At 63.5% G+C, this 25,672-nt stretch carries 17 protein-coding genes; 11 read left to right on the forward strand and 6 right to left on the reverse strand.

Annotated features, from left to right (window positions below):
• Positions 1–6: 6 nt before the first annotated feature.
• Positions 7–1,470, reverse strand: a complete 1,464-nt coding sequence (locus SDENCHOL_RS01100) for an efflux transporter outer membrane subunit (protein WP_231912885.1) — start codon at positions 1,468–1,470, stop codon at positions 7–9.
• Between the two features lie 499 nt (positions 1,471–1,969).
• Here SDENCHOL_RS01100 and SDENCHOL_RS01105 point away from each other — a divergent pair, with 499 nt between their 5' ends.
• From SDENCHOL_RS01105 to SDENCHOL_RS01150, 10 genes are all read left to right on the forward strand, one after another.
• Entirely contained in the window at positions 1,970–3,181 is a 1,212-nt protein-coding gene (locus SDENCHOL_RS01105) for an MFS transporter (RefSeq protein WP_154715734.1), read from the forward strand.
• A 27-nt stretch (positions 3,182–3,208) separates the two neighbouring features.
• The gene (locus tag SDENCHOL_RS01110; RefSeq protein WP_154715735.1) at positions 3,209–4,891 is read left to right on the forward strand and encodes an MFS transporter; all 1,683 of its coding nucleotides are present in this window, start codon (positions 3,209–3,211) and stop codon (positions 4,889–4,891) included.
• Positions 4,892–4,952: 61 nt separating this feature from the next.
• Positions 4,953–8,705, forward strand: coding sequence for a nitrate reductase subunit alpha (locus tag SDENCHOL_RS01115; protein WP_154715736.1), 3,753 nt, complete (start codon positions 4,953–4,955; stop codon positions 8,703–8,705).
• A gap of 87 nt (positions 8,706–8,792) precedes the next feature.
• Positions 8,793–10,340, forward strand: a complete 1,548-nt coding sequence (narH, locus tag SDENCHOL_RS01120; RefSeq protein ID WP_154715737.1) for a nitrate reductase subunit beta — start codon at positions 8,793–8,795, stop codon at positions 10,338–10,340.
• A gap of 20 nt (positions 10,341–10,360) precedes the next feature.
• The gene (gene narJ, locus SDENCHOL_RS01125) at positions 10,361–11,005 is read left to right on the forward strand and encodes a nitrate reductase molybdenum cofactor assembly chaperone (protein ID WP_154715738.1); all 645 of its coding nucleotides are present in this window, start codon (positions 10,361–10,363) and stop codon (positions 11,003–11,005) included.
• Between the two features lie 35 nt (positions 11,006–11,040).
• Positions 11,041–11,745 carry a respiratory nitrate reductase subunit gamma gene (gene narI / locus SDENCHOL_RS01130; RefSeq protein WP_154715739.1) on the forward strand — a complete coding sequence of 235 codons (705 nt, stop codon included), beginning with the start codon at positions 11,041–11,043 and terminating at the stop codon, positions 11,743–11,745.
• A gap of 205 nt (positions 11,746–11,950) precedes the next feature.
• A complete protein-coding gene (locus SDENCHOL_RS01135; protein WP_154715740.1) occupies positions 11,951–14,047 on the forward strand; it encodes a putative bifunctional diguanylate cyclase/phosphodiesterase in 2,097 nt (698 codons plus the stop codon).
• A gap of 47 nt (positions 14,048–14,094) precedes the next feature.
• Positions 14,095–15,216, forward strand: a complete 1,122-nt coding sequence (locus tag SDENCHOL_RS01140; protein ID WP_154715741.1) for a beta-ketoacyl-ACP synthase III — start codon at positions 14,095–14,097, stop codon at positions 15,214–15,216.
• 165 nt (positions 15,217–15,381) lie between these two features.
• The gene (locus tag SDENCHOL_RS01145; RefSeq protein ID WP_172954957.1) at positions 15,382–18,807 is read left to right on the forward strand and encodes a DEAD/DEAH box helicase; all 3,426 of its coding nucleotides are present in this window, start codon (positions 15,382–15,384) and stop codon (positions 18,805–18,807) included.
• A gap of 11 nt (positions 18,808–18,818) precedes the next feature.
• Positions 18,819–19,757 carry a hydrogen peroxide-inducible genes activator gene (locus SDENCHOL_RS01150; protein WP_154715743.1) on the forward strand — a complete coding sequence of 313 codons (939 nt, stop codon included), beginning with the start codon at positions 18,819–18,821 and terminating at the stop codon, positions 19,755–19,757.
• A 15-nt stretch (positions 19,758–19,772) separates the two neighbouring features.
• Here SDENCHOL_RS01150 and trpC read toward each other — a convergent pair whose 3' ends face one another.
• The 5 genes from trpC to SDENCHOL_RS14105 form a co-directional block, all read right to left on the reverse strand.
• Complete coding sequence (gene trpC / locus SDENCHOL_RS01155) at positions 19,773–20,603, reverse strand: indole-3-glycerol phosphate synthase TrpC (protein WP_154715744.1); 831 nt, start codon at positions 20,601–20,603, stop codon at positions 19,773–19,775.
• Positions 20,604–20,614: 11 nt separating this feature from the next.
• Positions 20,615–21,649 (reverse strand): anthranilate phosphoribosyltransferase, encoded by a 1,035-nt coding sequence (gene trpD / locus SDENCHOL_RS01160; protein WP_154715745.1) that lies wholly within the window; start codon positions 21,647–21,649, stop codon positions 20,615–20,617.
• Positions 21,646–22,260, reverse strand: coding sequence for an aminodeoxychorismate/anthranilate synthase component II (locus SDENCHOL_RS01165; RefSeq protein WP_154715746.1), 615 nt, complete (start codon positions 22,258–22,260; stop codon positions 21,646–21,648). Before SDENCHOL_RS01165 ends, trpD begins: the two co-directional genes overlap by 4 nt.
• A 411-nt stretch (positions 22,261–22,671) precedes the next feature.
• Positions 22,672–22,992, reverse strand: a complete 321-nt coding sequence (locus SDENCHOL_RS01170; protein WP_172954958.1) for an H-NS family nucleoid-associated regulatory protein — start codon at positions 22,990–22,992, stop codon at positions 22,672–22,674.
• Positions 22,993–23,204: 212 nt separating this feature from the next.
• A complete protein-coding gene (locus SDENCHOL_RS14105) occupies positions 23,205–23,381 on the reverse strand; it encodes a hypothetical protein (protein ID WP_172954959.1) in 177 nt (58 codons plus the stop codon).
• A 25-nt stretch (positions 23,382–23,406) separates the two neighbouring features.
• On the opposite strand from SDENCHOL_RS14105, the gene SDENCHOL_RS01175 reads away from it, so the two are divergent.
• Positions 23,407–25,296 (forward strand): TolC family outer membrane protein, encoded by a 1,890-nt coding sequence (locus SDENCHOL_RS01175; protein ID WP_172954960.1) that lies wholly within the window; start codon positions 23,407–23,409, stop codon positions 25,294–25,296.
• The last annotated feature ends 376 nt before the right edge of the window (positions 25,297–25,672 follow it).

Here is a 25,672-nt window from a genome sequence, read left to right on the forward strand (position 1 = left end):
ATGCTTTCAAGGAATGGACGTAACGACCGGGACGTGCTCGCTGCCGCCGCCCAGGGCGGTGTAGAGCGCGATATGGCTGGACAGCAGGCTGCGGCGCACCTGCACCCACTGTTGCTGCGCCTCCAGCAGGTCGCGCTGGGCGTCGAGCACTTCGAGATAGGCGGCCGCGCCGTGGTCGTAGCGCAATTGCGCCAGCCGCGCGCGCTGCATCTGGGTGTCGAGCGACTGGCGCTGAATGGCGACCTGCTGCGCCAGCCATTGACGGGCCGAGAGCGCATCGGCCACTTCGCGGAAGGCGAGCTGGATGGTGCGCTCGTAGTCGGCGACGGCCATGTCGCTGCGCACGGCGGCCAGATCCAAGTTGGCCTGGCGCAGTCCGCCGTCGAAGATGGGCAGGGAAAGCGTCGGCACGAACGTCCAGGCGCGGCTGCCGGCGGCGAACAGGCCGTCGAGCTGGGCGCTGGCGCTGCCCAGACTGCCGGTCAAGGCAATGCGGGGAAAGAACGCCGCCCGCGCCGCCTGGACATTGGCCCGGGCAGCGGCCAGCCGCCGCTCGGCGGCAAGAATGTCGGGGCGGACCGTGAGCAAATCGGCCGGCAAGCCGGCGCGCAAGGGCATGAACACGTCCTCGTCGCGCAAGCGCGTGTTGGCGGCCGACGCCAGTTCCGTGGGCGCACCCAGCAGCAGCGTCAGGGCATGCGCCTGGGCGGCGCGCGCCTGCTGCAACCGGGCCGTCAGGGCGCGGGCGTGATTGAGCAAGGTTTCCACCTGGGTCAGTTCCAGCTTCGAGGCAGCGCCCACTTCATTGCGGCGGCGGAAGATGCGCCAGGCTTCTTCGCGGGTTGCGAGACTTTCCTGCGCCAGCGCCACGCGCTCGTCGAGCTCGCGCAGACCGAGCCAGGCGTCGGCCACCACGGCGATGAGCGCGGCGCGCGCCGCGCGCTGGGCGGCTTCGGTGGCCAGATATTCCTGCAAGGCGGCTTCCTTGAGGCTGCGCACCCGCCCCCACAGATCGAGCTCCCAATTGCTCAGGCCGACGAAAACCTCGTAATCGCTGCCAACCATGGAGCGGCCGCTGGCATTGAGATCGCCCGGCAGCCGACTGCGCGCGCCCTGCGCGCCGGCGCCAATGGACGGAAACTGGCCGGCACGCTGGATGCCATGGACGGCACGCGCTTCCTCGACGCGCAACAGGGCCAGGCGCAGATCGCGATTGTTCTGCAGCGCGGTGTCGATCAAGGCCACCAGCTCGGGCGCGGCGAAGTAGTCGCGCCAATGCAGCTCGGCCGCGACCGATCCCTGGGCATTGCCGCTTTGCGCATCGCCCGGCCAGCGCTGCGCCACCGGCGGCGCGGGCAATTCACCATGTGGAACGAGCGACGTGCAGGCCGCCAGCGCCAGGGTCAGCACGCCAAGGATGAAGCCGCGCTGGCCGGAACGGGGAAGGCGGCGGTCCAGACGATCCATCATGCGAGGCAAACGGACAATGTCAGTGAGCAGCAACTCGGACCTCCATGGGTAGGCGATGATCTGCAGAAAATGGATTGCCGGAGCCTGCTGGGGAAAGCGTCGACTCTTCAAGGATAAATTGATCATCAGTGTGCTGCAAGAATCGACGCCCTGCCCAAGCGGCACCGCCCCCTCCAAGCGCAACGAGAGCGTTGTTTTTGCGAGGGATGAAGAAACATTCGCACTCACATTCACCTTCGGCGGCGCTGCCGACACCTCCCGCGACTAGTTCTTTCGAACTAGTCGCGGGAGGTGAATTAGTTCTTTTGACCGAAGCTCGACATCCTCCCCATGCGTGCGGACACTTAAACCACTGGCGGATGTTGCAGGGCGACGCGCTTCCCTAGACTGCCCAATATCGCGGAGAACCCGATTCACGGTCCGCAGCGCCGGTTTCACAACTTTGGTAAAGGGGAGCATCGTGGCATCGCAAAAGACGAAGCAATGGTCGGTCGTCGCCATGAGCACAATTGCATTCACCGTGTGCTTCATGGTCTGGATGATGTTTGCCGTCATCGGCATCCCGATCAAGAACGCATTGGAACTGAACGAAACCCAGTTCGGCCTGCTGGTGGCCATGCCGGTGTTGACCGGCTCGCTGATCCGCCTGCCGCTGGGCATGCTGACCGACAAGTTCGGCGGCCGCATCGTCTTCGTCATCCTGATGGCCTCGACCATCGTGCCGATCTACTTCATCTCGTACGGCACGGAGTTCTGGCACTTCCTGGTGACCGGCCTGTTCGTCGGCGTCGCCGGCGGCTCCTTCACCGTCGGCATCGCCTACTGCGCGCGCTGGTTCCCGAAGAACCAGCAGGGCCTGGCGATGGGCATCTTCGGCGCCGGCAACTCCGGCGCGGCGGTGACCAAGCTGGTCGCGCCGTCGCTGGTGCTGGCCTACGGCTGGCAGTACGTGCCGCAGGTCTATGCGGCGGTGATGCTCGGCACCGTGATCCTGTTCTGGCTGTTCACCTTCGACGATCCGGCGCACAAGGCCGGCGCCAAGGTCACCGTCGCCGAGCAGCTCGCCGCGCTGAAGGATCCCAGGGTCTGGAAATATTCCCAGTACTACTCCATCGTCTTCGGCGGCTATGTCGCGCTGTCGCTGTGGATGACCAAGTACTACGTCGCGGAATACGGCTTCGACATCAAGGACGCCGCCTTCCTCGCCGCCTGCTTCTCGCTGCCGGGCGGCGTGCTGCGCGCGCTGGGCGGCTATTTCTCCGACAAGTTCGGCGCGCACAAGGTGACCTGGTGGGTGCTGTGGTTCTCCTGGATCTGCCTGTTCATCCTCTCCTATCCGCAGACCGACCTGGTGGTGCAGACGGTCAGCGGCCCGCAAAACTTCCATATCGGCCTCAACGTCTGGGTATTCACCGCGCTGATGTTCGGCATGGGCATTGCCTGGGCGATCGGCAAGGCCTCGGTCTTCAAGTACATCTCCGACGACTATCCGCACAACATCGGCGTCATCTCCGGCATCGTCGGCCTGGCCGGCGGCCTGGGCGGCTTCCTGCTGCCGATCATGTTCGGCGCCCTGGTCGACTGGACCGGCGTCCGCTCCAGCTGCTTCATGCTGATGTACGGCGTGGTCTGGGTCTCGCTGATCTGGATGTACTGGACCGAGGTGCGCAACATGGACACCATGAGCGGCAAGCATCAGCTCGTCGCCTGAACGACTCAAACTTCACTGGAGAACGACATGACCTCCGCATCCCAAGCAACGCTGGGCAGCGATGCCAACGATGTAAAAACACCGCAAGTGACATCGGGTTGCGACATCATCGACTGGCGCCCCGAAGACCCGATCTTCTGGGAAAACCGCGGCCGCCGCATCGCCAACCGCAACCTGTGGATTTCCATACCCAGCCTGCTCTGCGGTTTCGCCGTCTGGCTGATGTGGGGCATCATCACGGTGCAGATGGCCAACGCCGGCTTCCCCTTTGGCCCTGAAGAGCTGTTCACCATCGCGGCGATCTCCGGTCTGTCGGGCGCCACCCTACGCATCCCGGCATCGTTCTTCATCCGCATCTGCGGCGGCCGCAATACCGTCTGGCTGACCACCGCGCTGCTGATGGTGCCGGCCGTGCTGACCGGCATCGCGCTGCAGGACAAGACCACGCCGCTGTGGTTCTTCCAGCTCTGCGCGCTGCTCTCCGGCATCGGCGGCGGCAACTTCGCCTGCTCGATGTCCAACATCAGCACCTTCTTCCCCAAGCGCCTGCAAGGCACCGCGCTGGGGTTGAACGCCGGCCTCGGCAACTTCGGCGTCACCACCATGCAGATCCTGATTCCGCTGGTGATGACCGTCGGCCTGTTCGGCGCCATCGGCGGCGAGCCGATCCCGCTGGTCAAGGACTCCGCCTCGCTGGTCGGCAAGATCGTCGCCGGCACGCCGACCTACGTGCAGAACGCCGGCTTCGTCTGGCTGCTGCTGCTGGTGCCGCTGGCCTTCTTCGGCTGGTTCGGCATGAACAACCTGCTGACCGTCTCGCCCAACATCGGCTCGACCGCCGCCGCGCTGTTCAAGGTGTTCTTCTTCTATCTGCTGGCGCTGGTGATTTCCGCCGTCGCCCTTTACCTCTACCTGCCCGCGCCGACCGGCATCGGCGTTCTCTCGGGCGGAGGCATGTGGGTGATGCTGATCGGCGTCATGTTCGGCACGCTGCTGGCGATGAAGCTCACCGCCACCGGCGAGATGAAGGCCAACCTGACCAAGCAGTTCGCCATCTTCAAGAACAAGCACACCTGGTCGATGACCGCGCTGTACGTCGTCACCTTCGGCTCCTTCATCGGCTTCTCGATGGCGCTGCCGCTGTCGATCACCGTCATCTTCGGCAACACGCACGTCATGGACGACAGCGGCCTCTGGGTGCATGCCAAGAACCCGAACGCCCCGTCGGCGCTGATGTACGCCTGGATCGGCCCCTTCGTCGGCGCGCTGATCCGCCCGATCGGCGGCTGGATTTCCGACAAGGTCGGCGGCTCCATCGTCACCCAGATCATCTCCATCGTGCTGGTGATCGCCTCGGCCGCCACCGGCTACGTGATGTTCGAGGCCTATCACTCGGCGACGCCGGAACAGTACTTCCTGCTCTTCATGGCGCTGTTCGTGGTGCTGTTCGCCGCCTCCGGCATCGGCAACGGCTCGACCTTCCGCACCGTCGGCTTCGTCTTCGACCAGGACCAGCGCGGCCCGGTGCTCGGCTGGACTTCGGCGGTCGCCGCCTACGGCTCGTTCATCGCGCCGGTCATCATCGGCGGCCAGATCAAGGCCGGCACGCCGGAATATGCGATGTACGGCTTTGCCGTTTTCTATGCCATCTGCGTGGTCATGAACTGGTGGTTCTACCTGCGCAAGGACGCCTACATCAAGAATCCCTGAACCGCCGAATACCGGCGACACATAAAACCCAACTCACAGATTTTCACCAGGAGCAATCACCATGAGTCATTTTCTCGACCGACTGAAATTCTTCGAGCGCATCCAGAGCACCTTCTCCGGCGGCCACGGCATCGTGACCGACGAGGATCGTCAATGGGAAGACGCCTACCGCAACCGCTGGCGCCACGACAAGATCGTGCGCTCGACGCACGGCGTGAACTGCACCGGCGGCTGCTCGTGGAAGATCTTCGTCAAGAATGGCCTGGTCGCCTTCGAGATGCAGCAGACCGACTACCCGCGCACCCGCGACGATCTGCCCAACCACGAACCGCGCGGCTGCCAGCGCGGCGCCTCGTTCTCCTGGTACCTCTACAGCCCGCACCGCATCAAGCATCCGCTGGTGCGCGGCCGCCTGCTCGATCTGTACCGCGCCGAACGCGCCAAGGGCAAGGATCCGGTCGAAGCCTGGGAAGCCATCCAGAACGACCCGGCCAAGCGCATCCAGTACACCGCCGTGCGCGGCCTGGGCGGCTTCGTCCGCACCAACTGGGATGAAGTCACCGAAATCTCCGCCGCCGCCAACATCTACACCATCAAGAAGTGGGGGCCGGACCGCATCTACGGCTTTTCGCCGATTCCCGCGATGTCGATGCTCTCCTATGCCGCCGGCTCGCGCTACCTGTCGCTGATCGGCGGCGCCTGCGGCTCCTTCTACGACTGGTACTGCGATCTGCCGGCCGCCAGCCCGCAGACCTGGGGCGAGCAGACCGACGTGCCGGAAGCCGCCGACTGGTACAACTCGACCTACCTGATCATCTGCGGCGCCAACCTGCCGATGACGCGCACGCCGGACGCCCACTTCGCCACCGAGGTGCGCTACAAGGGCGCCAAGGTCGTCTCGATGGCGCCGGACTACGCCGAGTTCGTGAAGTTCGCCGACCTCTGGATGCCGGTCAAGCAGGGCACCGACTCGGCCGCCTTCCTGGCCATGGGCCACGTCGCGCTGAAGGAATTCCACGTCAAGAAGCAGGATCCGTACTTCCAGGAATACGCGCGCAAATACACCGACATGCCGATGCTGGTACTGCTGCGCAAGGCCGGCGAAGGCTACGCCAGCGACCGCACGCTGCGCGCCTCCGACTTCGACGGCAACCTCGGCGAAGCCAACAATCCCGAATGGAAGACCATCGTCTATGACGAGAAGACCAAGTCCTACGTGGCACCCAACGGCTCGGTGGGCTTCCGCTGGGGCGAGGACGGCAAGTGGAACCTGCTGCCGAAGAACGCCGCCAACCAGGAAGAGATCATCGCCGAGCTGACCTGCATCGACAGCAAGGACGACGTGGTTTCCGTCGGCTTCCCGCACTTCACCGCCGGCGAGCCGGGCCTGCTGTATCGCAACGTACCGGTGCGCAAGCTCAAGCTGGCGAACGGCGAAGAGGCGCTGGTCTCCTCCGTCTTCGACCTGCAGATCGCCCAGTACGGCATCGACCGCGGCCTGGGCGGCGGCAACGTCTCCGACTCCTACGACGACGCCAAGGTCGCCTACACCCCGGCCTGGGCCGAGCAGGTCACCGGCGTCAAGCGTGCCGACCTGATCCGCACCGGCCGCGAGTTCGCCGAGAACGCCTCGAAGACCAAGGGCAAGTCGATGGTCATCATGGGCGCGGCGATCAACCACTGGTACCACAACGACATGTCGTACCGCTCGATCATGAACCTGCTGCACATGTGCGGCTGCGTCGGCCAGACCGGCGGCGGCTGGGCGCACTACGTCGGCCAGGAAAAGCTGCGTCCGCAGGCCGGCTGGGCGCCGATCGCCTTCGCCACCGACTGGCACCGTCCGCCGCGCCACATGAATTCGACGACCTTCTGGTACTTCCACACCGACCAGTGGCGCTACGAAAAAGTCTCGGCGGACGGCCTGCTCGCCGACAACGCCAAGGGCGCCTACAAAGGCTATCAACTGGCCGACTACAACGTCGTCTCGCAGCGCCTCGGCTGGCTGCCTTCGGCGCCGCACTTCAACAAGAACCCGATCGACATCGTCAATGAGGCCGAGAAGGCCGGCGCCATCGACGAGGCCGGCATCGCCAGGCACATGGTCGAGCAGCTCAAGTCGGGCAAGCTCAACTTCGCCTACGAGGACATCGACGCGCCGGAAAACCACGTGCGCAATCTCTTCGTCTGGCGCTCCAACCTGCTCGGCTGCTCGGCCAAGGGTCACGAATACTTCCTCAAGCATCTGCTCGGCGCGCAGAACGGCGTGCTGCAGGAAGGCACGGACGGACGCGCCTGCAAGGAAGTCAAATGGCACGAGAACGGCCCCACCGCCAAGCTCGACCTGATGGTGGACATCAACTTCCGCCTCAACTCCACCGGCGCCTATTCCGACATCATCCTGCCGACGGCGACCTGGTACGAGAAGCACGACCTCAACACCACCGACATGCACCCCTTCGTGCATCCGCTGTCCGAGGCCGTCAATCCGGGCTGGGAATCGAAGTCCGACTGGCAGATCTTCCAGAACATCGCCAAGACCTTCTCCAGGCTGGCCGAGAAGCATCTCGGCACGAAGAAGGACGTCGTCGCCCTGCCGATGCACCACGACTCGCCGTTCGAGCTGGCCCAGGCCACCGGCGTCAAGGACTGGAAGCGCGGCGAGTGCGAGCCGGTGCCGGGCAAGACCTTGCCGCTGCTGAAAGTGGTCGAGCGCGATTACCCGAACACGCTGAAGAAGTTCCAGGCCATCGGCCCGCTGATGAAGAAGCTCGGCAACAACGTCAAGGGCATCGACTGGAACACCGAGCAGGAGCTGGAGGAACTCAAGTCGCTCAACGGTGCCATCCGCGAGGAAGGCATCAGCAAAGGACTGCCCAGCATCGCCGCCGACATCGCGGCCTGCGACGCCGTGCTGCGCATGGCGCCGGAAACCAACGGCGAGGTCGCGCACAAGTCCTGGTCAGCGCTGTCGGTCAAGACCGGCATCGATCACCACCACCTGTATGCCGGCCGCCACGAGGACAAGATCACCTTCCGCGACATCCAGGCCCAGCCGCGCAAGATCATCACCGCGCCGACCTGGTCGGGCATCGAGTCGGAAACCGTCTCCTACACCGCCGGCTATACCAACATCCACGAGCACATCCCCTTCCGCACGCTCACCGGCCGCGCCCAGTTCTACCAGGATCACGAGTGGATGCTGGACTTCGGCGAGGGCTTCTGCGCCTTCCGTCCGGGTCTCGACATGAAGGCCATCGAAGCCGCGCCGGCAGCGGTCAAGGCCAAGCCGCACCTGGTGCTCAACTGGATCACCCCGCACTCGAAGTGGGGCATCCACTCCAGCTACCAGGACAACCTGCGCATGTTGAACCTGTTCCGCGGCGGCCCGTACTTCTGGATCGCCGAGGACGACGCCAAGAGCATCGGCCTGGAGGACAACGACTGGGTCGAGGCGGTGAACGGCAACGGCGCCACGGTCGCCCGCGTGGTCGTCTCGCAGCGCGTTCCGCGCGGCATGGCGCTGATGTACCACGCCCAGGAAAAGATCGTGAACGTCCCCGGCTCGCCGTCTACCGGCAAGCGCGGCGGCATCCTCAACTCGGTGACGCGCGTGGTGGTCAAGCCGACCAACATGGTCGGCGGCTACGCCCAGCTCGCCTATGGCTTCAACTACTACGGCACGGTGGGCACCCAGCGCGACGAGTTCGTGGTGGTGCACAAGATCGAGGACAAGGATGTCGATTGGCTGGAGCGTCCGCTGACCGCCAAGCGCGAAGGCGAGCGCAACCCGCCGGGCATCGGTCCGCGCTGAGGCCACGCCGAATCGAGATGAACTGAAAGGGAGGGGAAAGCTGTTTTCCCCTCCGACCGAATAGCCAAGATCCGCAAGGAGAATCACATGAAAGTCCGCGCACAATTCGCGCTCGTCTTCAACCTCGACAAGTGCATCGGCTGCCACACCTGTTCCGTCACCTGCAAGAACGTGTGGACCAACCGCAAGGGCGTCGAGTACGCCTGGTTCAACAACGTCGAATCCAAGCCCGGCATCGGCTACCCGAAGAACTGGGAAAACCAGGAAATCTGGAAAGGCGGCTGGGAACTGGTCGGCGGCAAGCTGCAACTGCGCTCCGGCAGCAAGCTGTCGCGTCTGGCGAACATCTTCAGCAATCCCGACATGCCGGAGATCGACGACTATTACGAGCCGTTCACCTTCGACTACGCCCGCCTGCAGAACGCGCCGCTGTCGGAAGCCGCGCCGACCGCCCGTCCCATCTCGCAGATCACCGGCGAGAAGATGGACAAGATCGAGTGGGGCCCGAATTGGGAAGACGACCTGGCCGGCGAATACGACAAGCGCGCCAAGGACGTGAACATGCAGGGTCTGCAAAAGCAGATCTATTCGCAGTTCGAAAACACCTTCCACATGTATCTGCCGCGCATGTGCAACCATTGCCTGAACCCGGCCTGCGTCGCGGCCTGCCCGAGCGGCTCGATCTACAAGCGCGAGGAAGACGGCATCGTCCTGGTCGACCAGGACAAGTGCCGCGGCTGGCGCCAGTGCATCTCGTCGTGCCCCTACAAGAAGGTGTATTACAACTGGGAATCGGGCAAGGCCGAGAAGTGCATCGGTTGCTATCCGCGCGTCGAATCCGGCATGCCCACCGTCTGCTCCGAATCCTGCGTCGGCCGCATCCGCTACAACGGCATCATGCTGTATGACGCCGACCGCATCGAGGAGCTGGCCTCCAAGGAGAACGTGCAGGATCTCTACGAAGCGCATCGCAGCATCTTCCTCGATCCCAACGATCCGGAAGTGATCCAGGCCGCGCGCCGCGACGGCGTGCCGGAGGATTGGATCGAGGCCGCGCGCCGCTCGCCGATCTGGAAAATGGCCATGGAGTGGAAGATCGCCTTCCCGATGCACCCGGAGTTCCGCACCTTGCCGATGGTCTGGTATGTGCCGCCGCTCTCGCCGGTGCAGTCGGCGATCGACCAGGGCCAGTTGCCGACCGAGCCGGACGGCGTCATCCCGCGCGCCGATGCGCTGCGCCTGCCGCTGCAGTATCTGGCCAATCTGCTCACCGCCGGCAAGGAGCAGCCGATTTTCGATGCCATCGCCAAGATGATGGCGATGCGTTCCTACCAGCGCTCCATCCACGTCGATGGTCAGCCCGACACCCGCGCGCTGACCAAGGTCGGCCTGAGCGCGCAACAGGCCCAGGACATGTACCAGCTGCTGGCGATTGCCAACTACGAAGACCGCTTCGTCATTCCCACGGGACACGCCGAACTGACCGAGGAGGACTACCACGGCTTCCAGGGGCAGAACGGGTTTACTTTCGGCAACAGCGCATCGAACGGCGTCAGCAAGATCACCCTCTTCCCGCGCCGTCGCAAGGAGTCGATGGAACCGCGCGAGCCGGCGCCGCTGGCCGACGAACGTTGAGAATCGCCAAGGAGAAAGCCATGATGTTCTATCGCATCGCTTCTGCCCTGCTCGAATACCCGGACGCCGAACTACGCGCCGCCCTGCCGGAAATCCGCGCCGCCGTGGTTGGCGCGGACGATGTCGCACCCGAGGAGCGCGGCGCGCTGAACGCATTTCTCGACCAGCTCGATGCCCAGGTGCTGCAGCAGCCGCTGGCGCTGGAAGAAGAGTACGTCCGCACCTTCGACATGGTGCCCGAGCACAGTCTGCACCTGACCCATCACCTGATCGGCGAAGACAAGAACCGCGGCCCGGCGCTGATCGACCTGGGCGAGTACTACAAGGAATATGGCCTGGACATCAGCGAGGAGGCGAAGGAAATTCCCGACTACCTGCCGCTGATACTGGAATTCATCAGCCTGCTGGAGGCCGACGAGGCGCGGCTGTTCCTTTCCGGCTGGACCAAGGTATTGCGCCAGTTGCGCGTCAATCTGGAAGAAGCCGGCAGCCGCTACGCCAGTCTGCTGCAACTGATCGAAGCGCGTAGCCTGCTGGTCGCGGCCGAAGGACTGAACGATCCGCTGCCGGAAACGAAGACCGATCCTCTGCAGGACGATGGCGATTTCGATCCCCCGGTGGATTGGAGCAGCCCGCCCGCCCTCAATCGTCCGTGTTCAGCCTGAACCTGAACCCAACTGCAAACATCACGGAGAACTCCATGGACAATTATCTGCACAACCTCGTTTTCGGCGTCTACCCCTACCTCGCCCTGACCATCTTCCTGCTCGGCAGTTGGCTGCGTTTCGACTACGCCCAATACACCTGGAAAAGCGACTCCAGCCAGTTGCTCTCGAAAGGCGGCATGCGCGTGGCCAGCAACCTCTTCCACTACGGCGTGCTGGGCCTGTTCGGCGGCCATCTGGTCGGCCTGCTCACCCCGCATGCGGTATTCACCGGCATCGGCCTGTCGGATCTGGCCCACCAATGGATCGCCATCCTCGCCGGCAGCGTTTTCGGCGGCCTCTGCGTGATCGGCGCGGCCATGCTCTTCCTGCGCCGCCTGAGCAATCCGCGCGTGCGCGTCACCTCGCGGCACAGCGACACCTGGATCATCGGCTGGCTGCTGCTCACCGTGGCGATCGGCCTGCTGACCATCCCCACCTCCATCAGCCATGCCAACCACGGCAATGCGGAAGTGATGATCAAGCTGGCCGACTGGGTGCAAAGCATCGTTTACCTGCATCCGCAGCCCGAACTGCTGCTGGAGGTCGATGGCGTCTACAAGCTGCACATCTTCCTCGGCATGTCGGTGTTCCTGTTCTTCCCCTTCACTCGCCTGGTGCATGTCTGGAGCGCGCCCATCAGCTACCTGATGCGGGCCTACCAGATCGTGCGCACCAAGCGTCCTTCCCCGCTGCACTGAACCGGCGCGCATCCCGCATCCCGCATGTGTCGGGATGCAGCCTGCCCACGGCAGACCTCGGGTCTGCCGTTTTCGTTGCTGCCTGTTGCCGGCAGCCCATGCAGCGCTGAAAATACCGGATTGGCTGCGTCGATGATTGGCGAAATCCCCCGCTTCACGTATCCTCACACACCCTCAAGGCGATAGTTTTCGGAAAGCTCATCAAGTGACGACACTCGGCATTGTTCCAGGGCCGCTGATCACTGCGTATCATTTTTCCGCCGGTTTTGCGGCTTTCGCTGCGCTGGTGTGTGCTGCGGTTGCCCTGTCCGGTATCCGCATACGCGGCATCTGGTGGCTGGCGGCGATGTGCGTGGCCTCGGTCGGCAGCCAACTGGCGAATGCCGATTTTCACGTCGCACCCAACCTGCTGGCCGCCACCGATGCACAGCGCTGGCAAAACGCCTGGTCCGCCGGACAGTTGTATACCTTGACCGGTTTTCTCGCCATCTATACGCGCCACCGCCACCGGCGCGGCTTTCTGATCATCATGGGCGTGCTGTTCGCAAGCATGATCGCCATGGCCTTCCAGATGCCCCCCGGCGGCCGCTTTGCCGGCGAGTACAAATCGGTGATCCTCGAATTTCCCTGGGGCGAGCGCCTGCAGATGCTGCATGGGGAACTCAGCAGGTCGTCGCTCATCGGACGCACCGGGTTTTTCGGCCTGTTTCTCTGGGGTCTGTACCGCGTGGCCATTCCCTACGCCAGGGAGGATCGCACCGGCAGCATCGTCATCAGCCTGGGGCTGGTCATACTCATCCTGGCGACCGCCCTCGGCGGGCTCGTCGAAACCGGAACGATCGCATTCGTCTATTTCGGCAACTACGGCTACATCTTCCTGGTGCTGCTGGTGCTGTATCTGGTGGTGCGCAAACTGCTCGCCAGCAATGCGCGCCTGAAGCGCATGACGGCAGCACTGCACAACGAGCTCGACAGCCACCTGGAAACCCGCAAGGTGGTCCATCACCTGTCCTTCAACGATCGCCTCACCGATCTGCCCAGCCGCGCCGGCCTGTTCAACCTGATCCGCAAACCCATCGAGCAGGCGCAGCGGCAGCACAGCCAGTTCGCCATGCTGCACATCGATCTCGACCGCTTCGACGTCATCAATGACACGCTCGGCCCGAACGTCGGCGACAGGCTGCTGCAGGAGGTATCCCGGCGCCTGCAGTCACGCATCCAGGGTGAGGACTTCGCGGCGCGCATGAGCGCGGACGAATTCATCGTCGTCATCAATGGACAGCCGGCAGCGGCAGCGGCGATCGGCTTTGCCGACACGCTGCATGAACTCCTGCGCGAACCTTTTGCAATCGACGAGCACACCCTGCACGTCACCGCCAGCATCGGTATCGCACTGTATCCCGACGATGCCGACAACGCCGAGGCCCTGCTCGTCGCCGCCGACCTGGCAACCCGCGAAGCCAAGCGCCAGGGACGCAATTGCACCCGCTTTTTCCGCCGCGAACTGGACGATGCGATCCGCGAGCGCCTGCACGTCGGCAATGCCCTGCGCATGGCGCTCGCCGAGCAGCAGTTCGAGCTCTACTTCCAGCCGCAGATCGATGCCCGGGATGGCCACATCACCAGCCTTGAAGCCCTGATCCGCTGGCATCACCCCGAAGGCGGCCTGATCGAGCCCGGCCGTTTCATTCCGGTTGCCGAAGAAATGCATCTGATCGGCGAAGTCGGCGCCTGGGTCATCGATGAGGCCTGCCGCATCCTGGCCGACTGGCGCGAAGCCGGAATTCACGACATCCGCGTGGCCATCAATCTTTCCGCCCAGCAACTGCACCAGACCGAACTGATCGACACCGTGCGCGGCGCGCTCGACCGCCACGGCCTGACGGGCAACGACCTGGAGCTGGAAATCACCGAATCCATGGTCATGGAAGATCCCGACCTTTGCATCGAGCAACTGCGCCAGCTCAGCGCGCTGGGCATCAAACTGGCGATGGACGATTTCGGCACCGGCTACTCCTCCCTGTCCTACCTCCGCCGTCTGCCCATCGACACCCTCAAGATCGACCGCTCCTTCGTCCACGACATCGAAACGAACGACAACGATGCCACGATCTGCGCGACCACCATCAGCATGGCCAATACCCTGGGACTGGATACGGTCGCCGAGGGCATCGAGACCGAAGCCCAGGCAAACCGGCTGCGCGACCTGAAATGCGATCGTTTCCAGGGCTATCTGTTCGCCCGCCCGATGCCGGCACCGGCGGTCAGCGGTTTCCTGCGCAATTACAGTATCGGCACCTGACATCCCCGCTTTTCATCCCCGACCTCCAAATTTCCGAAAGTTCAGCCATGAAACGTGTTGCCATCAGCGGAAGCGGCCTGTTCGTTCCCGAAGCCCGCATCAGCAACCAGGAACTGGTCGCCGCATTCAACCAGTACGTTGCGCAGGAGAACCAGCGCAACGCCGCGGCCATCGCCGCCGGCACGGCCGAGCTGCTGTCCGAATCCAGCGTCGAATTCATCGAAAAGGCCTCCGGCATCAAGAACCGCCACGTGCTGGAAAAGACCGGCATCCTCGATCCGCAGCGCCTGCGCCCGCGCTTCATGCCCCGCGCCAACGACGCAATTTCGCTGATGGCCGAGATCGCCGTCGCCGCGGCGCGCGCCGCGCTGGCCGACGCCGGCAAGACGCCCGCCGACATCGACGCGGTGATCTGCGCCGCCTCCAACATGCAGCGCGCCTACCCGGCGATGGCGATCGAGATTCAGCACGCGCTGGGCATCGGCGGCTACGGCTTCGACATGAACGTCGCCTGCTCCTCGGCGACCTTCGGCATCGAGCAAGCCGCCAATGCCATCCGCAGCGGCAGCGCGCGCGCCGTGCTGCTGGTCAATCCGGAAATCACCTCGGCCCATCACTGCTGGCACGACCGCGACTGCCACTTCATCTTCGGCGACATCTGCACGGCAGTGATCCTCGAACGCGCCGAGACGGCCCGCGCCGGCAGTTGGGAAGTGCTCGGCACCAAACTGGCGACGCAGTTCTCCAACAACATCCGCAACAATGCCGGCTTCATCAACCGCTGCGAGGACAGCGATCCGCAGGCGCGCGACAAGCTGTTCATGCAGGAAGGGCGCAAGGTGTTCAAGGAAGTCTGCCCGATGGCCGCCGCCCACATCGCCAGCCATCTGGAAAGCCTGGAGATTGCCCCGGCCGGCGGCGTACGCCGCTACTGGCTGCACCAGGCCAACCTGTCGATGAACCAACTGATCGCCCGCAAACTGCTCGACCGCGATCCGCTACCGGAAGAAGCGCCGATCATCCTCGACGAATACGCCAACACCGCCTCGGCCGGCTCCATCATCGCCTTCCATCAGCATCGCGCCGATCTGGCCGCCGGCGATGTCGGCGTCATCTGCTCGTTCGGCGCCGGCTATTCGATCGGCAGCGTCGTGCTGCAAAGAATATGAACCGCGCGGCGCGGCATGCATCGGCACATTCCGCCGCGCGCCGTCAGGGTACCGTCTACCTGAGGATATCCCCCTTCCGCTTCCGCCAGACTGTCCAAAACCCGACACAAGGCTATGGACTCTGGTAATCTATGCGGTTTGCTTCGGCGCGATTCCACAAACGAGATGCCAGCAGACGCGCGACTCCTGCAATTTCGGTTCGACGACTATTTCGAAACCACGCCGATCACTCGGGGCCAGACATTGGCCGAGGCCGGGCATGCCAGCATCGAAGGCCTCAAGACGGCGCCCGGCAAGGTGCGCATCACCGGCAATTGCCACGGCAGCCGCGGCAAGCAGTACAAACAGGACATCCAGCTGTCCAACGACGGCAAGCGCATCACTCACGTCACCGGTATCTGTTCGTGCGCCGAAGGCTTCAACTGCGCCCATGTCGTCGCGGTGCTGACGCATTGGCAGAGCCAGAAGCGGCACAGCGAGATTGTCGCCACGGCCATCGACAACGCACAGGCCGCTTCCAGTGAAACCCTGGCCTGGCTACAGGCGCTGGAACAGCCCGTCGCGCGCTCCGAGCCGGCCCGCGCCGGCAGCGGCCAGCAGATCCGCTATGTGCTCACTCCCGCCGATGGCAGTCTGGCGCTCTACAAGATTCGCCAGTTGAAAGACGGCAGCCAGGGCAAGCCGGAACCCCTGCGCCCCGACCTGCACCAATTGACCTGGGGCAACGTGCCCGCCTGGTTTCAACCCGACGACATGCCGATCCTGCGCCTGTTCCTCGCGCTCCAGGACAACGTCATGTTCGTCTATGAATCCTCGCAGCAACTGAATGGCGAAGAAGGCGCGCAATTGCTGCGCATGGCGCTGCGCACCGGCCGCCTGCACCTGGAAAGCCTCGACCAGCCGGGATTGCAGCCGGGCGAAACGCTGCCGGCGAATCTGGTCTGGCGACGCAATGCCGAGGGCCATCAGCAACTGCAGATCGCCTGCCGTGAAGAAGGCGCGGAAGGCACTGAAACACTGAAGCTGCTGCCGACCTGGCCGCCCTGGTACGTTCATCCGCAACGTCACGAAATCGGACCGGTCAGCCTCGATCTGCCCGACGAACTGGCGCGTCGCCTGCTGGCCGCGCCGCCTCTCGACGAAATCGACGCGCTGTTGACCCGGCTGCGGCTGGGCGAGTTCGCTACCCGGCACAATCTCGTGCTGCCGTTGCCGGATGCCGCCGCGCCCGAACAGCCCAGCGGCAAGCCGCGCGTGATCCTGCGCCTGCAGGCGGCGCGCTTCCTCCTGGCGCCGCTGCGTACCGAAGAAACCTTCGCCGTTGCCACGCCCTGGTTTGAATATCCGGGCCTGGCCCGCACGGCCGGCCTCGCCAACCCCCCACCGCTGCTGCGCAGCGAGCGCGGCGGCATCGCCGTGACGGTCATGCGCGATCTGGAGGCCGAAGCCGCCGCCTGGGCGCTGTTCCGTGCGCATGGCCTGGAAAGTTATCAGCAGCGTCTGCCGAAAGCCGAACGCATCGACGCCGATGCCGCCGCCCGCAACGACTGCCTGCTGCCCGTGCTGCAGGATCCCGACAGTTGGCTGCTGTTTCTCGAACAGACCCGGCCGGCGCTGGAAAAAGCCGGCATCGTCATCGAAATCGACGACGATTTCCCTTTCCAGTTGAGAGAAGCCGAAGATTGGTTCGTCGAAGTCTTCGAGGATGAATTCAATACCAACAACGACTGGTTCGATCTGGATCTCGGTGTCGTCGTCGATGGCAAGCGCGTCAGCCTGGTCGAACCGCTGGGGCGGCTGATCGCCAACCGGCCGCAACTGATGGACGAACTGCGCCAGCTCGGTGATGACGAACGTGTGCCGCTGCCGCTGGATACGCGCCACGTCCTGCCGGTGCCGGTCAAGCGCCTGCGCGCCTGGCTGGGGCCGCTGCTCGAATTTGCCGGCGACAATGAGCATGAGCGGCCGCGCCTGTCGCGCCTCAATGCCGGCACCCTGGTCGAGCTCGAAGCGCTGCCCGGGCAGTGGTACGGCGGCACGAAGCTGCGCGAACTGGGCCACAAGCTGCGCGACTTCTCCGGCATCGAGGAAGCGCTGCCCGCGCCCGGCTTCAAGGCCACGCTGCGCCCTTACCAGCAGGTCGGCCTCAACTGGCTGCAGTTCCTGCGCAGCTACGGCATTGCCGGCATCCTCGCCGACGACATGGGACTGGGCAAGACCATCCAGACCCTGGCCCATCTGCATCTGGAAAAAACCAGCGGCCGCGCCGACCTGCCGAGCATGATCGTCATGCCGACCAGCCTGATCACCAACTGGTGCAACGAAGCCGAGCAGTTCGCGCCCGATCTCAAGGTGCTGACGCTGCACGGGCCCGATCGCGCCGCCCACTTTTCCGATATTGCCGCGGCCGATCTCATCTTCACCACCTATCCGCTGCTGGTGCGCGACCAGGAAGTGCTGCTGCAACAGGAATACCACCTGCTGGTGCTCGACGAGGCGCAGTTCATCAAGAACCCGAAGGCGCATTCGCACCGCGTCGCGCGCCAGCTCAAGGCACGCCATCGCCTGTCGCTCACCGGCACGCCGCTGGAAAACCACCTCGGCGAGCTGTGGGCGCAATACAACTTCCTGATGCCCGGCCTGCTCGGCGACGTGCGCCGTTTCGCCACGGTGTTCCGCACCCCGATCGAGAAGCAGAACGACGCCGAGCGCCGCCAGCAGCTCGCCGAGCGCGTACGCCCTTTCCTGCTGCGGCGAACCAAGGAGCAGGTGCTGACCGAACTACCACCCAAGACCGAGGTGATCCGCTGGGTCGAACTGACCGGCGCGCAGCGCGACATGTACGAATCGCTGCGCTTGGCCTTCGACAAGAAGCTGCGTCAGGTGCTGTCCACCAAGGGCGTGGCGCAAAGCCAGATCATGATCCTCGACGCGTTGCTCAAGTTGCGCCAGGTCTGCTGCGATCCGCGCCTGGTCAAGCTGCCGGCGGCCGCCGCAAGACAGCAGGAGCAGCAGGAACCGCAGAAAAGACAGGTCGATGCGACCGGCAACGAAGCCCCCGATTCGGCCAAGCTGGGGCTGCTGATGGGTATGCTGCCCGAGCTGATCGACGAAGGCCGCCGCGTCCTGCTGTTCTCGCAATTCACCAGCATGCTGAGCCTGATCGAGGAAGCGGTGGCGCGCCACGGCATCGAATACGTCAAGCTCACCGGCCAGACCAAGGATCGCGAAACGCCGATCAACCGTTTCCAGAATGGCGAGGTGCCGCTGTTCCTGATCAGCCTCAAGGCCGGCGGTACCGGCCTCAACCTGACGGCGGCCGACAGCGTGATCCACTTCGATCCCTGGTGGAACCCGGCCGTCGAGGAACAGGCTTCATCGCGCGCCTGGCGCATCGGCCAGGACAAGCCGGTGTTCGCCTACAAACTGCTGACCAAGGGCACGGTGGAGGAAAAAATCCTCGCCCTGCAGGAACGCAAGCGCAACCTCGCCGACAATCTGCTCGCCGGCGCCGCGCCCAACCAGCACCTGATCACTGCCGAGGATCTCGACATCCTGTTCCAGCCGCTCGACCCGGCCGGCATCACCTGATCCATCCCGCCATGACCCTGACCGATCTGCGCTACATCGTCGCCCTGGCGCGCGAACGCCACTTCGGTCGCGCCGCCGAGAAATGCTGCGTCGCCCAGCCGACCCTGTCGGTCGCCGTCAAGAAGCTGGAAGAACAGCTCGGCGTGGTGCTGTTCGAGCGCGGAGCCGAAGTCAGTCTCACCCCCATCGGCGAACAGATCGTCGCCCAGGCGCAGCGCGTGCTGGCCGAAGCCGGACGCATCCCCGAGCTGGCCGCGCAGGGACGCGACGCCCTGAGCGGCCCCCTGCGCATCGGTGTCATCTACACCATTGCGCCCTATCTGCTGCCGACACTGGTCCCCCTGCTGCGCGAGCGGGCGCCGCAGATGCCGCTGGTGATACAGGAAGGCTTCACGGAAAAACTGGTTGCCGCCGTCAAGGCCGGCGATCTCGACGTCATCGTCATCGCCCTGCCGCTCAACGAAACCGGCCTGGTGAGCCAGCCGGTGTACGAGGAGGCCTTTCGCGTGCTGCTGCCGGCGCAGCACGCCTGGGCCGGGCAACAGACCATAGCGCCCACCGCGCTGCTTGGCGAGCCCCTGCTGCTGCTCGGTGCCGGCAACTGTTTTCGCGACCAGGTGCTGGATCTTTGCGCCCATGCCAATGCCGCCACGACCGCCGCCACTGCCGGCGCCGAGAGTCCGCAAGTGCTCGAAGGCAGCTCGCTGGAAACCATCCGCTACATGGTCGCCTCGGGCCTGGGCATCAGCGTCATGCCGGCGTCGTCTGCCGACCGGATCCCACCGGACGATGCCCTGCTGCGCGTGCGACCATTCGCCGAGCCGACGCCAACCCGCTGCGTCGGCCTGGCCTGGCGCACCAGCTTTCCGCGCCACGGGGCCATCGACCTGATGCGTCAGGCCCTGCTCGACAGCCGCCTGCCGGGCACCCGGCCCGTCGAAATACGCTGAGCGCCGAGTGCTGAGCTACGGAAGCTGCGAACGGCAAACCTGCAAGCCGAACAGCCGCGCCAGCTCGTCGCCCGGACTGGGCGCGCGCATGAAGGCCTCGCCGACCAGAAAAGCATGCACCTGGTGGCTGCGCATCAGCGCCACGTCGGCCGGCGTGAGGATGCCGGATTCGGTAACGATGATCCGATCCTGCGGAATGCGTTCGATCTGTTGCAAGGTGGTGTCGAGGCTGACCTCGAAACTGCGCAGATCGCGATTGTTGATGCCGATCAGCGGCGTCCGCAACCGCAGCGCCAGCGCGGTTTCCTCGGCATCATGCGCCTCGACCAGCACCGCCATGCCCAGGCTGTCGGCAATCGCCTCCATCTCCTGCATCTGCGCCAGCTCCAGCGCGGCGACGATCAGCAGGATCGCATCCGCGCCCATGGCGCGCGCTTCATAAACCTGGTACGGATCGACCAGAAAATCCTTGCGCAGCACCGGCAATTCGCAGGCCGCCCGCGCCTGCCGCAGATACTCGGGCGCCCCTTGGAAGAATCGGCGATCCGTCAGCACCGACAGGCAGGCCGCACCGCCGCGCGCGTAATCCGCCGCAATCGCCGCCGGATCGAAATCGGCGCGGATGACGCCCTTCGACGGGCTGGCCTTCTTGATCTCGGCAATGATGGCCGGCTGCCGGACGACGATGCGCTTGCGCAGCGCCGCGACGAAATCACGCGGCGACGCCTGGCGGGCAGCGGCCGCCTGCACCGCGGCCAGCGGCGCAATCGCCTGCGCGGCGGCGACTTCCTCGTGCTTGACCGCCAGAATCTTCTGCAGAATGTCCGGTGTGGAACTCGAACTCATTGCTTCCCCACTCACGCCGATACGGCACAGCCGCGCGTGAAGGCGACGAAGGCATCGAGCTTCTCGCGCGCCGCGCCGCTCGCCAGGACGTCGCGCGCCATCTGGATGCCCGCGTGTATCGAATCGGCAAGGTTGGCGGCATACAGCGCCGCGCCGGCGTTCATCAGGACGATGTCCTGCGTGGGGCCGGGCTTGTTGGCCAGCACGCGCAGCACGATCTCCTTGGACTCCTCGGCGTTCACCACCCGCATGCGCCGGTAGGAAGACATGGTCAGACCGAAATCCTCGGGATGAATCTCGTACTCGCGGATCTCGCCGTCCTTGAGTTCTCCGACCAGCGTCGAAGCGCCCAGCGAAATCTCGTCCATGCCGTCCTTGCCGTGCACCACCAGCACATGCTTCGCGCCGAGGCGCTGCATGACGCGCACCTGGATGCCGACCAGGTCGGGATGAAACACCCCCATCAGCGTATTCGGCGCGCCGGCCGGGTTGGTCAGCGGACCGAGAATGTTGAAAATGGTGCGCACCCCCATTTCGCGGCGCACCGCGGCGACGTTCTTCATCGCCGCATGATGGGCCGGCGCAAACATGAAGCCGATGCCGGTCGCCTCGATGCTCCGGCCGACCTGTTCCGGCGTCAACTGGATGTTGGCGCCGAGCGCTTCCAGCACGTCGGCGCTACCCGAACTCGAAGAGACGCTGCGGTTGCCATGCTTGGCGACCTTGGCGCCGGCCGCCGCGGCAACGAACATCGAGGCCGTGGAGATATTGAAGGTATGCGCGCTGTCGCCGCCGGTGCCGACGATGTCGACGAAATGGCTGTTGTCGGCGACTTCCACCTTGGTGGCCAGTTCGCGCATCACCTGGGCAGCGGCCGAAATCTCACCGATGGTTTCCTTCTTGACGCGCAGTCCGGTGAGGATGGCGGCAACCATCAAGGGCGAGACTTCGCCCCGCATGATCTGCCGCATCAGATGCAGCATTTCGTCGTGAAAGATCTCGCGATGCTCGATGGTGCGCTGCAGCGCCTGCTGTGGCGTGATCATGCGCACGCTCCTTCCGTTGCTTTCGTTGCTTCGGCGGCCGCCGCCCGGGTTTGCTCGAGGAAGTTCTGCAGCATCGCATGGCCGCAGTCGGTGAGAATCGATTCGGGATGGAACTGCACGCCCTCGACCGCCAGGACCTTGTGGCGCACGCCCATGATTTCGCCATCCTCGGTCCAGGCCGTGACTTCCAGGCACTCGGGCAGCGTCTCGCGCCTGATCGCCAGCGAGTGATAGCGCGTCACCGTCAGCGGATTGGGCAAGCCGTGGAACACGCCCGCATCACGATGATGCACCGGCGAAGTCTTGCCGTGCATCAACTGGCGGGCGTGGACGATTTCGCCGCCAAAGGCCGCGCCGATGCTCTGATGACCGAGACAGACGCCCAGCAGCGGAATCTTGCCGGCAAATTCCCTGATCGCCGCAACCGACACCCCCGCCTGCTCGGGCGAACAGGGCCCCGGCGAAATGACCAGGCGCGCCGGCCGCAACGCGGCAATCTCCGCCAGCGTGATCGCATCGTTGCGATACACCCGCACCTCCTCACCCAACTCGCCAAAATACTGGACGAGGTTGTAGGTGAAGGAATCGTAGTTGTCGATCATCAGCAGCATAAAGAGGACATCCTATTGATTTACAAGGTATATCTCAGCCTGCCGGACTTGACGGGCGCCTGGCGACCCAATTTTCGTTCGATACCCCACGCACCTGGTCTGGGACTGCCAACCCCAAGCGGGCCATTTTCGCACGTATCGGCTTGCGGATAAACGGTCAGAATGAAGCCATCGGCGCACCGTCGCCTCGTCGAGCCATGCGCCAGCATGCGCACGCGCCGGGCCCTCCAGCGCAAAGCCCGGCGCGTGGCCGGGCTTTGCAGGATGAATCAACCGACATCCGGTAAATACCCGCAGTCAGCAATGCGTACCCGGATACTCGAGTACGCCGGTACTCGGCAATTCAATTACTCGAACACCCGCTGCCGGATTCAGGCTCGCACTCAAACCCGAATTCCCGGGCTCGAACATTCAGCCTTTGACAATCAGCAGGCTTTCCAATGAGCCGCCTTTGGCCTGATGCGCCTTGACCCACTTGGGATGGGGGCCGCGTCCCGACCAGGTTTGCGCGGGATTCTGCGGATTGGCGTATTTCGGCGCGACCTTGCGGCCACCCACCACCTTGCCTCTGCCCGACAGGCCCAATTCGCCGGCCGTCAGGGAATACTCGGCAATCATGGATTTGACTTTCTGGATAACTTCCTGGCGGCCCTTGTTGAGCAAAGCCTGTTTTTTGGCGGCCAGTTCTCTGATTTGCTGTTCAATAAGACTGATTTCATCATTGCTGCTCATGGGCATTTACCTCCATTCGTATCGAGATTGGACTACATGACTTCGATTCAGCGTCAATCAACTTAGTGTCTTAGTTTTCGAGACTGCTGAATCAGTATTTCATGAGAGGTGAAACGTTGTTATTTTATCACTTTAGGTTACCTGGGCAAATGCAATAAATGAGACAGGACATCCTGTATTCACGATATGGCGCCAGACAGGATTACCGACATTCATTGAATGCCGATGTATTTCACCGCACTTGCACAGACATGACCTGCTGCAATTGCCGTCAATGACTCGACGGTTCGGGCCACGACATTTTGTTGTATCTGAACAACATTCGTCCAGACATGAATCCTCCTGTTTGCTGTTTGAATATTTTCAAGGTAAAATTCCTGCCCATTCATTTTCAATATCTTCAGGAGTCAAAACATGAAAAGCCATCCAACCAGGCTTGTTCCCGTATTGGCCTGCATGCTGTCAGGCGCCGTCCTTCCGCTCCTTCCACTGTCGGCGCAAGCGCAGGACGTCACCTTGCAGCAGGCGGTGCAGCAGGTCGTCAAAAAGAATCCTGAAGTCGTGGCACGCTGGCATGCCTTCAAGGCCGCAACCGAAGAGATCGACGTGGCAGGCGGCGCTTATCGCCCGAGGGTCGATCTGACGGGCGATCTCTCGCGCGAGAGGCTGAAAGCGCCCATCACCGGAAATATCGGCACGGATTACACCCAGCGCGACCTGTCCCTGTCGCTTGAGCAGATGCTTTTCGATGGCGGCCGCACCAGCAACCAGGTCGGCAAGCTCAGCCATGTGCAGCGTGTGCGTTATGCCGAATTGATGGAGGCATCCGAAAATCAGGCCATGGAGACGATGAAGGCCTATCTCGACGTATTGCGCTACCGCACCCTGCACAATCTGGCGGCGGAAAACTATACGCACCACCGCACGGTTTTCGAGCAAATCCAGCAACGCGCCCAGTCCGGCGTCGGACGCAAGGTCGACCAGCAGCAGGCGCAAGGCCGCCTGGCGCTTGCCGAATCGAACCTGCTGACGGAATCCAGCAACCTGCATGATGTCAGCGCGCGCTACCAGCGCATCGTCGGCAATCTGCCGCCCACCCAGATGGCTGACGTGCCCGAACTGAGCAACGGCATACCGGATGCCTCGAATGAGGCCCTGCGCAAGTCATATGCACAGAACCCGTCATTGCTGGCCGCGCAGGAAAGCATCGTGGCCGCTCAACTGGATGCCAAAACCCATGACGCCAGTTTTCTGCCCAGGGTTTCATTGCTCGCCCAGCAAGGCGTGGGCAAGAACCTGGGAGGACAGATCGGCCGCAGGGATGCGACCAGCATCGGCGTGCAACTGAATTACAACCTCTACAATGGCGGCTCGGACCAGGCTGCACAGCGCCAGGCCATTGAACAAAGCTATGCTGCCAAGGAAACGCGCGACAAGGTGTGCCGCGATGTGCGCCAGACGCTTTACGTTTCGCACAATGATGTCAAGCGTCTGAAACAGCAGCTTGGCTATCTTGAGCAGCACATGAACTCCCAGGAAAAGGCACTGTCGGCCTATTACAGCCAGTTCGACATCGGCCAGCGGACCTTGCTTGACTTGCTGGATGCGGAAAATGAAGTGTTCCAGGCCAAGCGGGCTTACCAGAACGCCCGTTTCGATTACCTGCTGGCCATGGGACGTACCCATGCCGCCATGGGCGGCCTGGTGAAGGCGCTGGATGTCACCCACCTCGACACCGAGGAACTGGCCAAGACCGAGGATTCCGCAGAATTCGATCCGAATACCGTCTGCCCGGCCGATGCGCCCGAGATGATCCTGGATGACAAGGAGGCGCTCTATGCCGCCTACATGCCGGTCACGAAGGACTCGGATGGCGACGGCATTCCGGATGACCGGGATGCCTGCCCGGACACGCCGGCTGGCACGCGTGTCGATGTGCGTGGATGCCCGCTCAAGAACGTGACCGAATTGCAAGGCGTGAATTTCGAATACTATTCGGCGAAATTGCGTCAGGAGTCGTTGCCCGTGCTGAACGAGGTTGCCGAAACGCTCAGGAAGAACATCGATCTGAAGGTTGAAATTGCCGGTCATACCGACAATCAGAACCGCAGCCAGGATCCGCAACTCAACGTGAAGCTTTCGCAGAAACGCGCCAATGCGGTCAAGGAGTATCTGGTATCGCGCGGTATCTCCGCCAGTCGCCTGACGGCCAGGGGCTATGGCGAGACCCAGCCCGTTGCCGACAACTCGACGGCGGATGGACAGTCCAGAAACCGCCGTGTCGAGCTGCGCATTCTGAACTGAAGACGCATTTCCTCCACTGCCTCCACTGCCACTAGGTGAGCCGATTGAAGCTTGCCTGGTGGCAGTGCGCATAAATAACAACCGTAAATCACCACTGACCAGGCCAACCAGGCAGCAAACAGCTGCGAGTTGCGGTTACGGATTTGCGTCGTTCCCGCAAAGACGGGAATCGGAAGGGTAGCTCCCCGCACCTTCGCAGGGATGACGACCAAGCCTTCTGACCTTCTTGACCTTCTTGGTTGCCTACGCCTGACCTGCTTGGCCTTCTTGATTGCCTGTCTGACCTGCTTGGTCGCCTGCCGCTCGGCTCAATAACAGCTATCCTCGGACGGTTATCCTCGACCATCCTCAATAGCGGCTATCTCACAGCGGCTAC

The sequence above is a fragment of the Sterolibacterium denitrificans genome (assembly GCF_900174485.1).
GTDB classification, from domain to species: Bacteria; Pseudomonadota; Gammaproteobacteria; order Burkholderiales; family Rhodocyclaceae; genus Sterolibacterium; species Sterolibacterium denitrificans.

Coding starts and splice junctions, on each gene's coding strand:
- SDENCHOL_RS01100 (WP_231912885.1), bottom strand. CDS start 1,470: ATGATGGATCGTCTGGACCGCCGCCTTCCCCGTTCCGGCCAGCGCGGC.
- SDENCHOL_RS01105 (WP_154715734.1), top strand. CDS start 1,970: ATGAGCACAATTGCATTCACCGTGTGCTTCATGGTCTGGATGATGTTT.
- SDENCHOL_RS01110 (WP_154715735.1), top strand. CDS start 3,209: ATGACCTCCGCATCCCAAGCAACGCTGGGCAGCGATGCCAACGATGTA.
- SDENCHOL_RS01115 (WP_154715736.1), top strand. CDS start 4,953: ATGAGTCATTTTCTCGACCGACTGAAATTCTTCGAGCGCATCCAGAGC.
- narH (WP_154715737.1), top strand. CDS start 8,793: ATGAAAGTCCGCGCACAATTCGCGCTCGTCTTCAACCTCGACAAGTGC.
- narJ (WP_154715738.1), top strand. CDS start 10,361: ATGATGTTCTATCGCATCGCTTCTGCCCTGCTCGAATACCCGGACGCC.
- narI (WP_154715739.1), top strand. CDS start 11,041: ATGGACAATTATCTGCACAACCTCGTTTTCGGCGTCTACCCCTACCTC.
- SDENCHOL_RS01140 (WP_154715741.1), top strand. CDS start 14,095: ATGAAACGTGTTGCCATCAGCGGAAGCGGCCTGTTCGTTCCCGAAGCC.
- SDENCHOL_RS01145 (WP_172954957.1), top strand. CDS start 15,382: ATGCCAGCAGACGCGCGACTCCTGCAATTTCGGTTCGACGACTATTTC.
- SDENCHOL_RS01150 (WP_154715743.1), top strand. CDS start 18,819: ATGACCCTGACCGATCTGCGCTACATCGTCGCCCTGGCGCGCGAACGC.
- trpC (WP_154715744.1), bottom strand. CDS start 20,603: ATGAGTTCGAGTTCCACACCGGACATTCTGCAGAAGATTCTGGCGGTC.
- trpD (WP_154715745.1), bottom strand. CDS start 21,649: ATGATCACGCCACAGCAGGCGCTGCAGCGCACCATCGAGCATCGCGAG.
- SDENCHOL_RS01165 (WP_154715746.1), bottom strand. CDS start 22,260: ATGCTGCTGATGATCGACAACTACGATTCCTTCACCTACAACCTCGTC.
- SDENCHOL_RS01170 (WP_172954958.1), bottom strand. CDS start 22,992: ATGAGCAGCAATGATGAAATCAGTCTTATTGAACAGCAAATCAGAGAA.
- SDENCHOL_RS14105 (WP_172954959.1), bottom strand. CDS start 23,381: ATGAATGGGCAGGAATTTTACCTTGAAAATATTCAAACAGCAAACAGG.
- SDENCHOL_RS01175 (WP_172954960.1), top strand. CDS start 23,407: ATGAAAAGCCATCCAACCAGGCTTGTTCCCGTATTGGCCTGCATGCTG.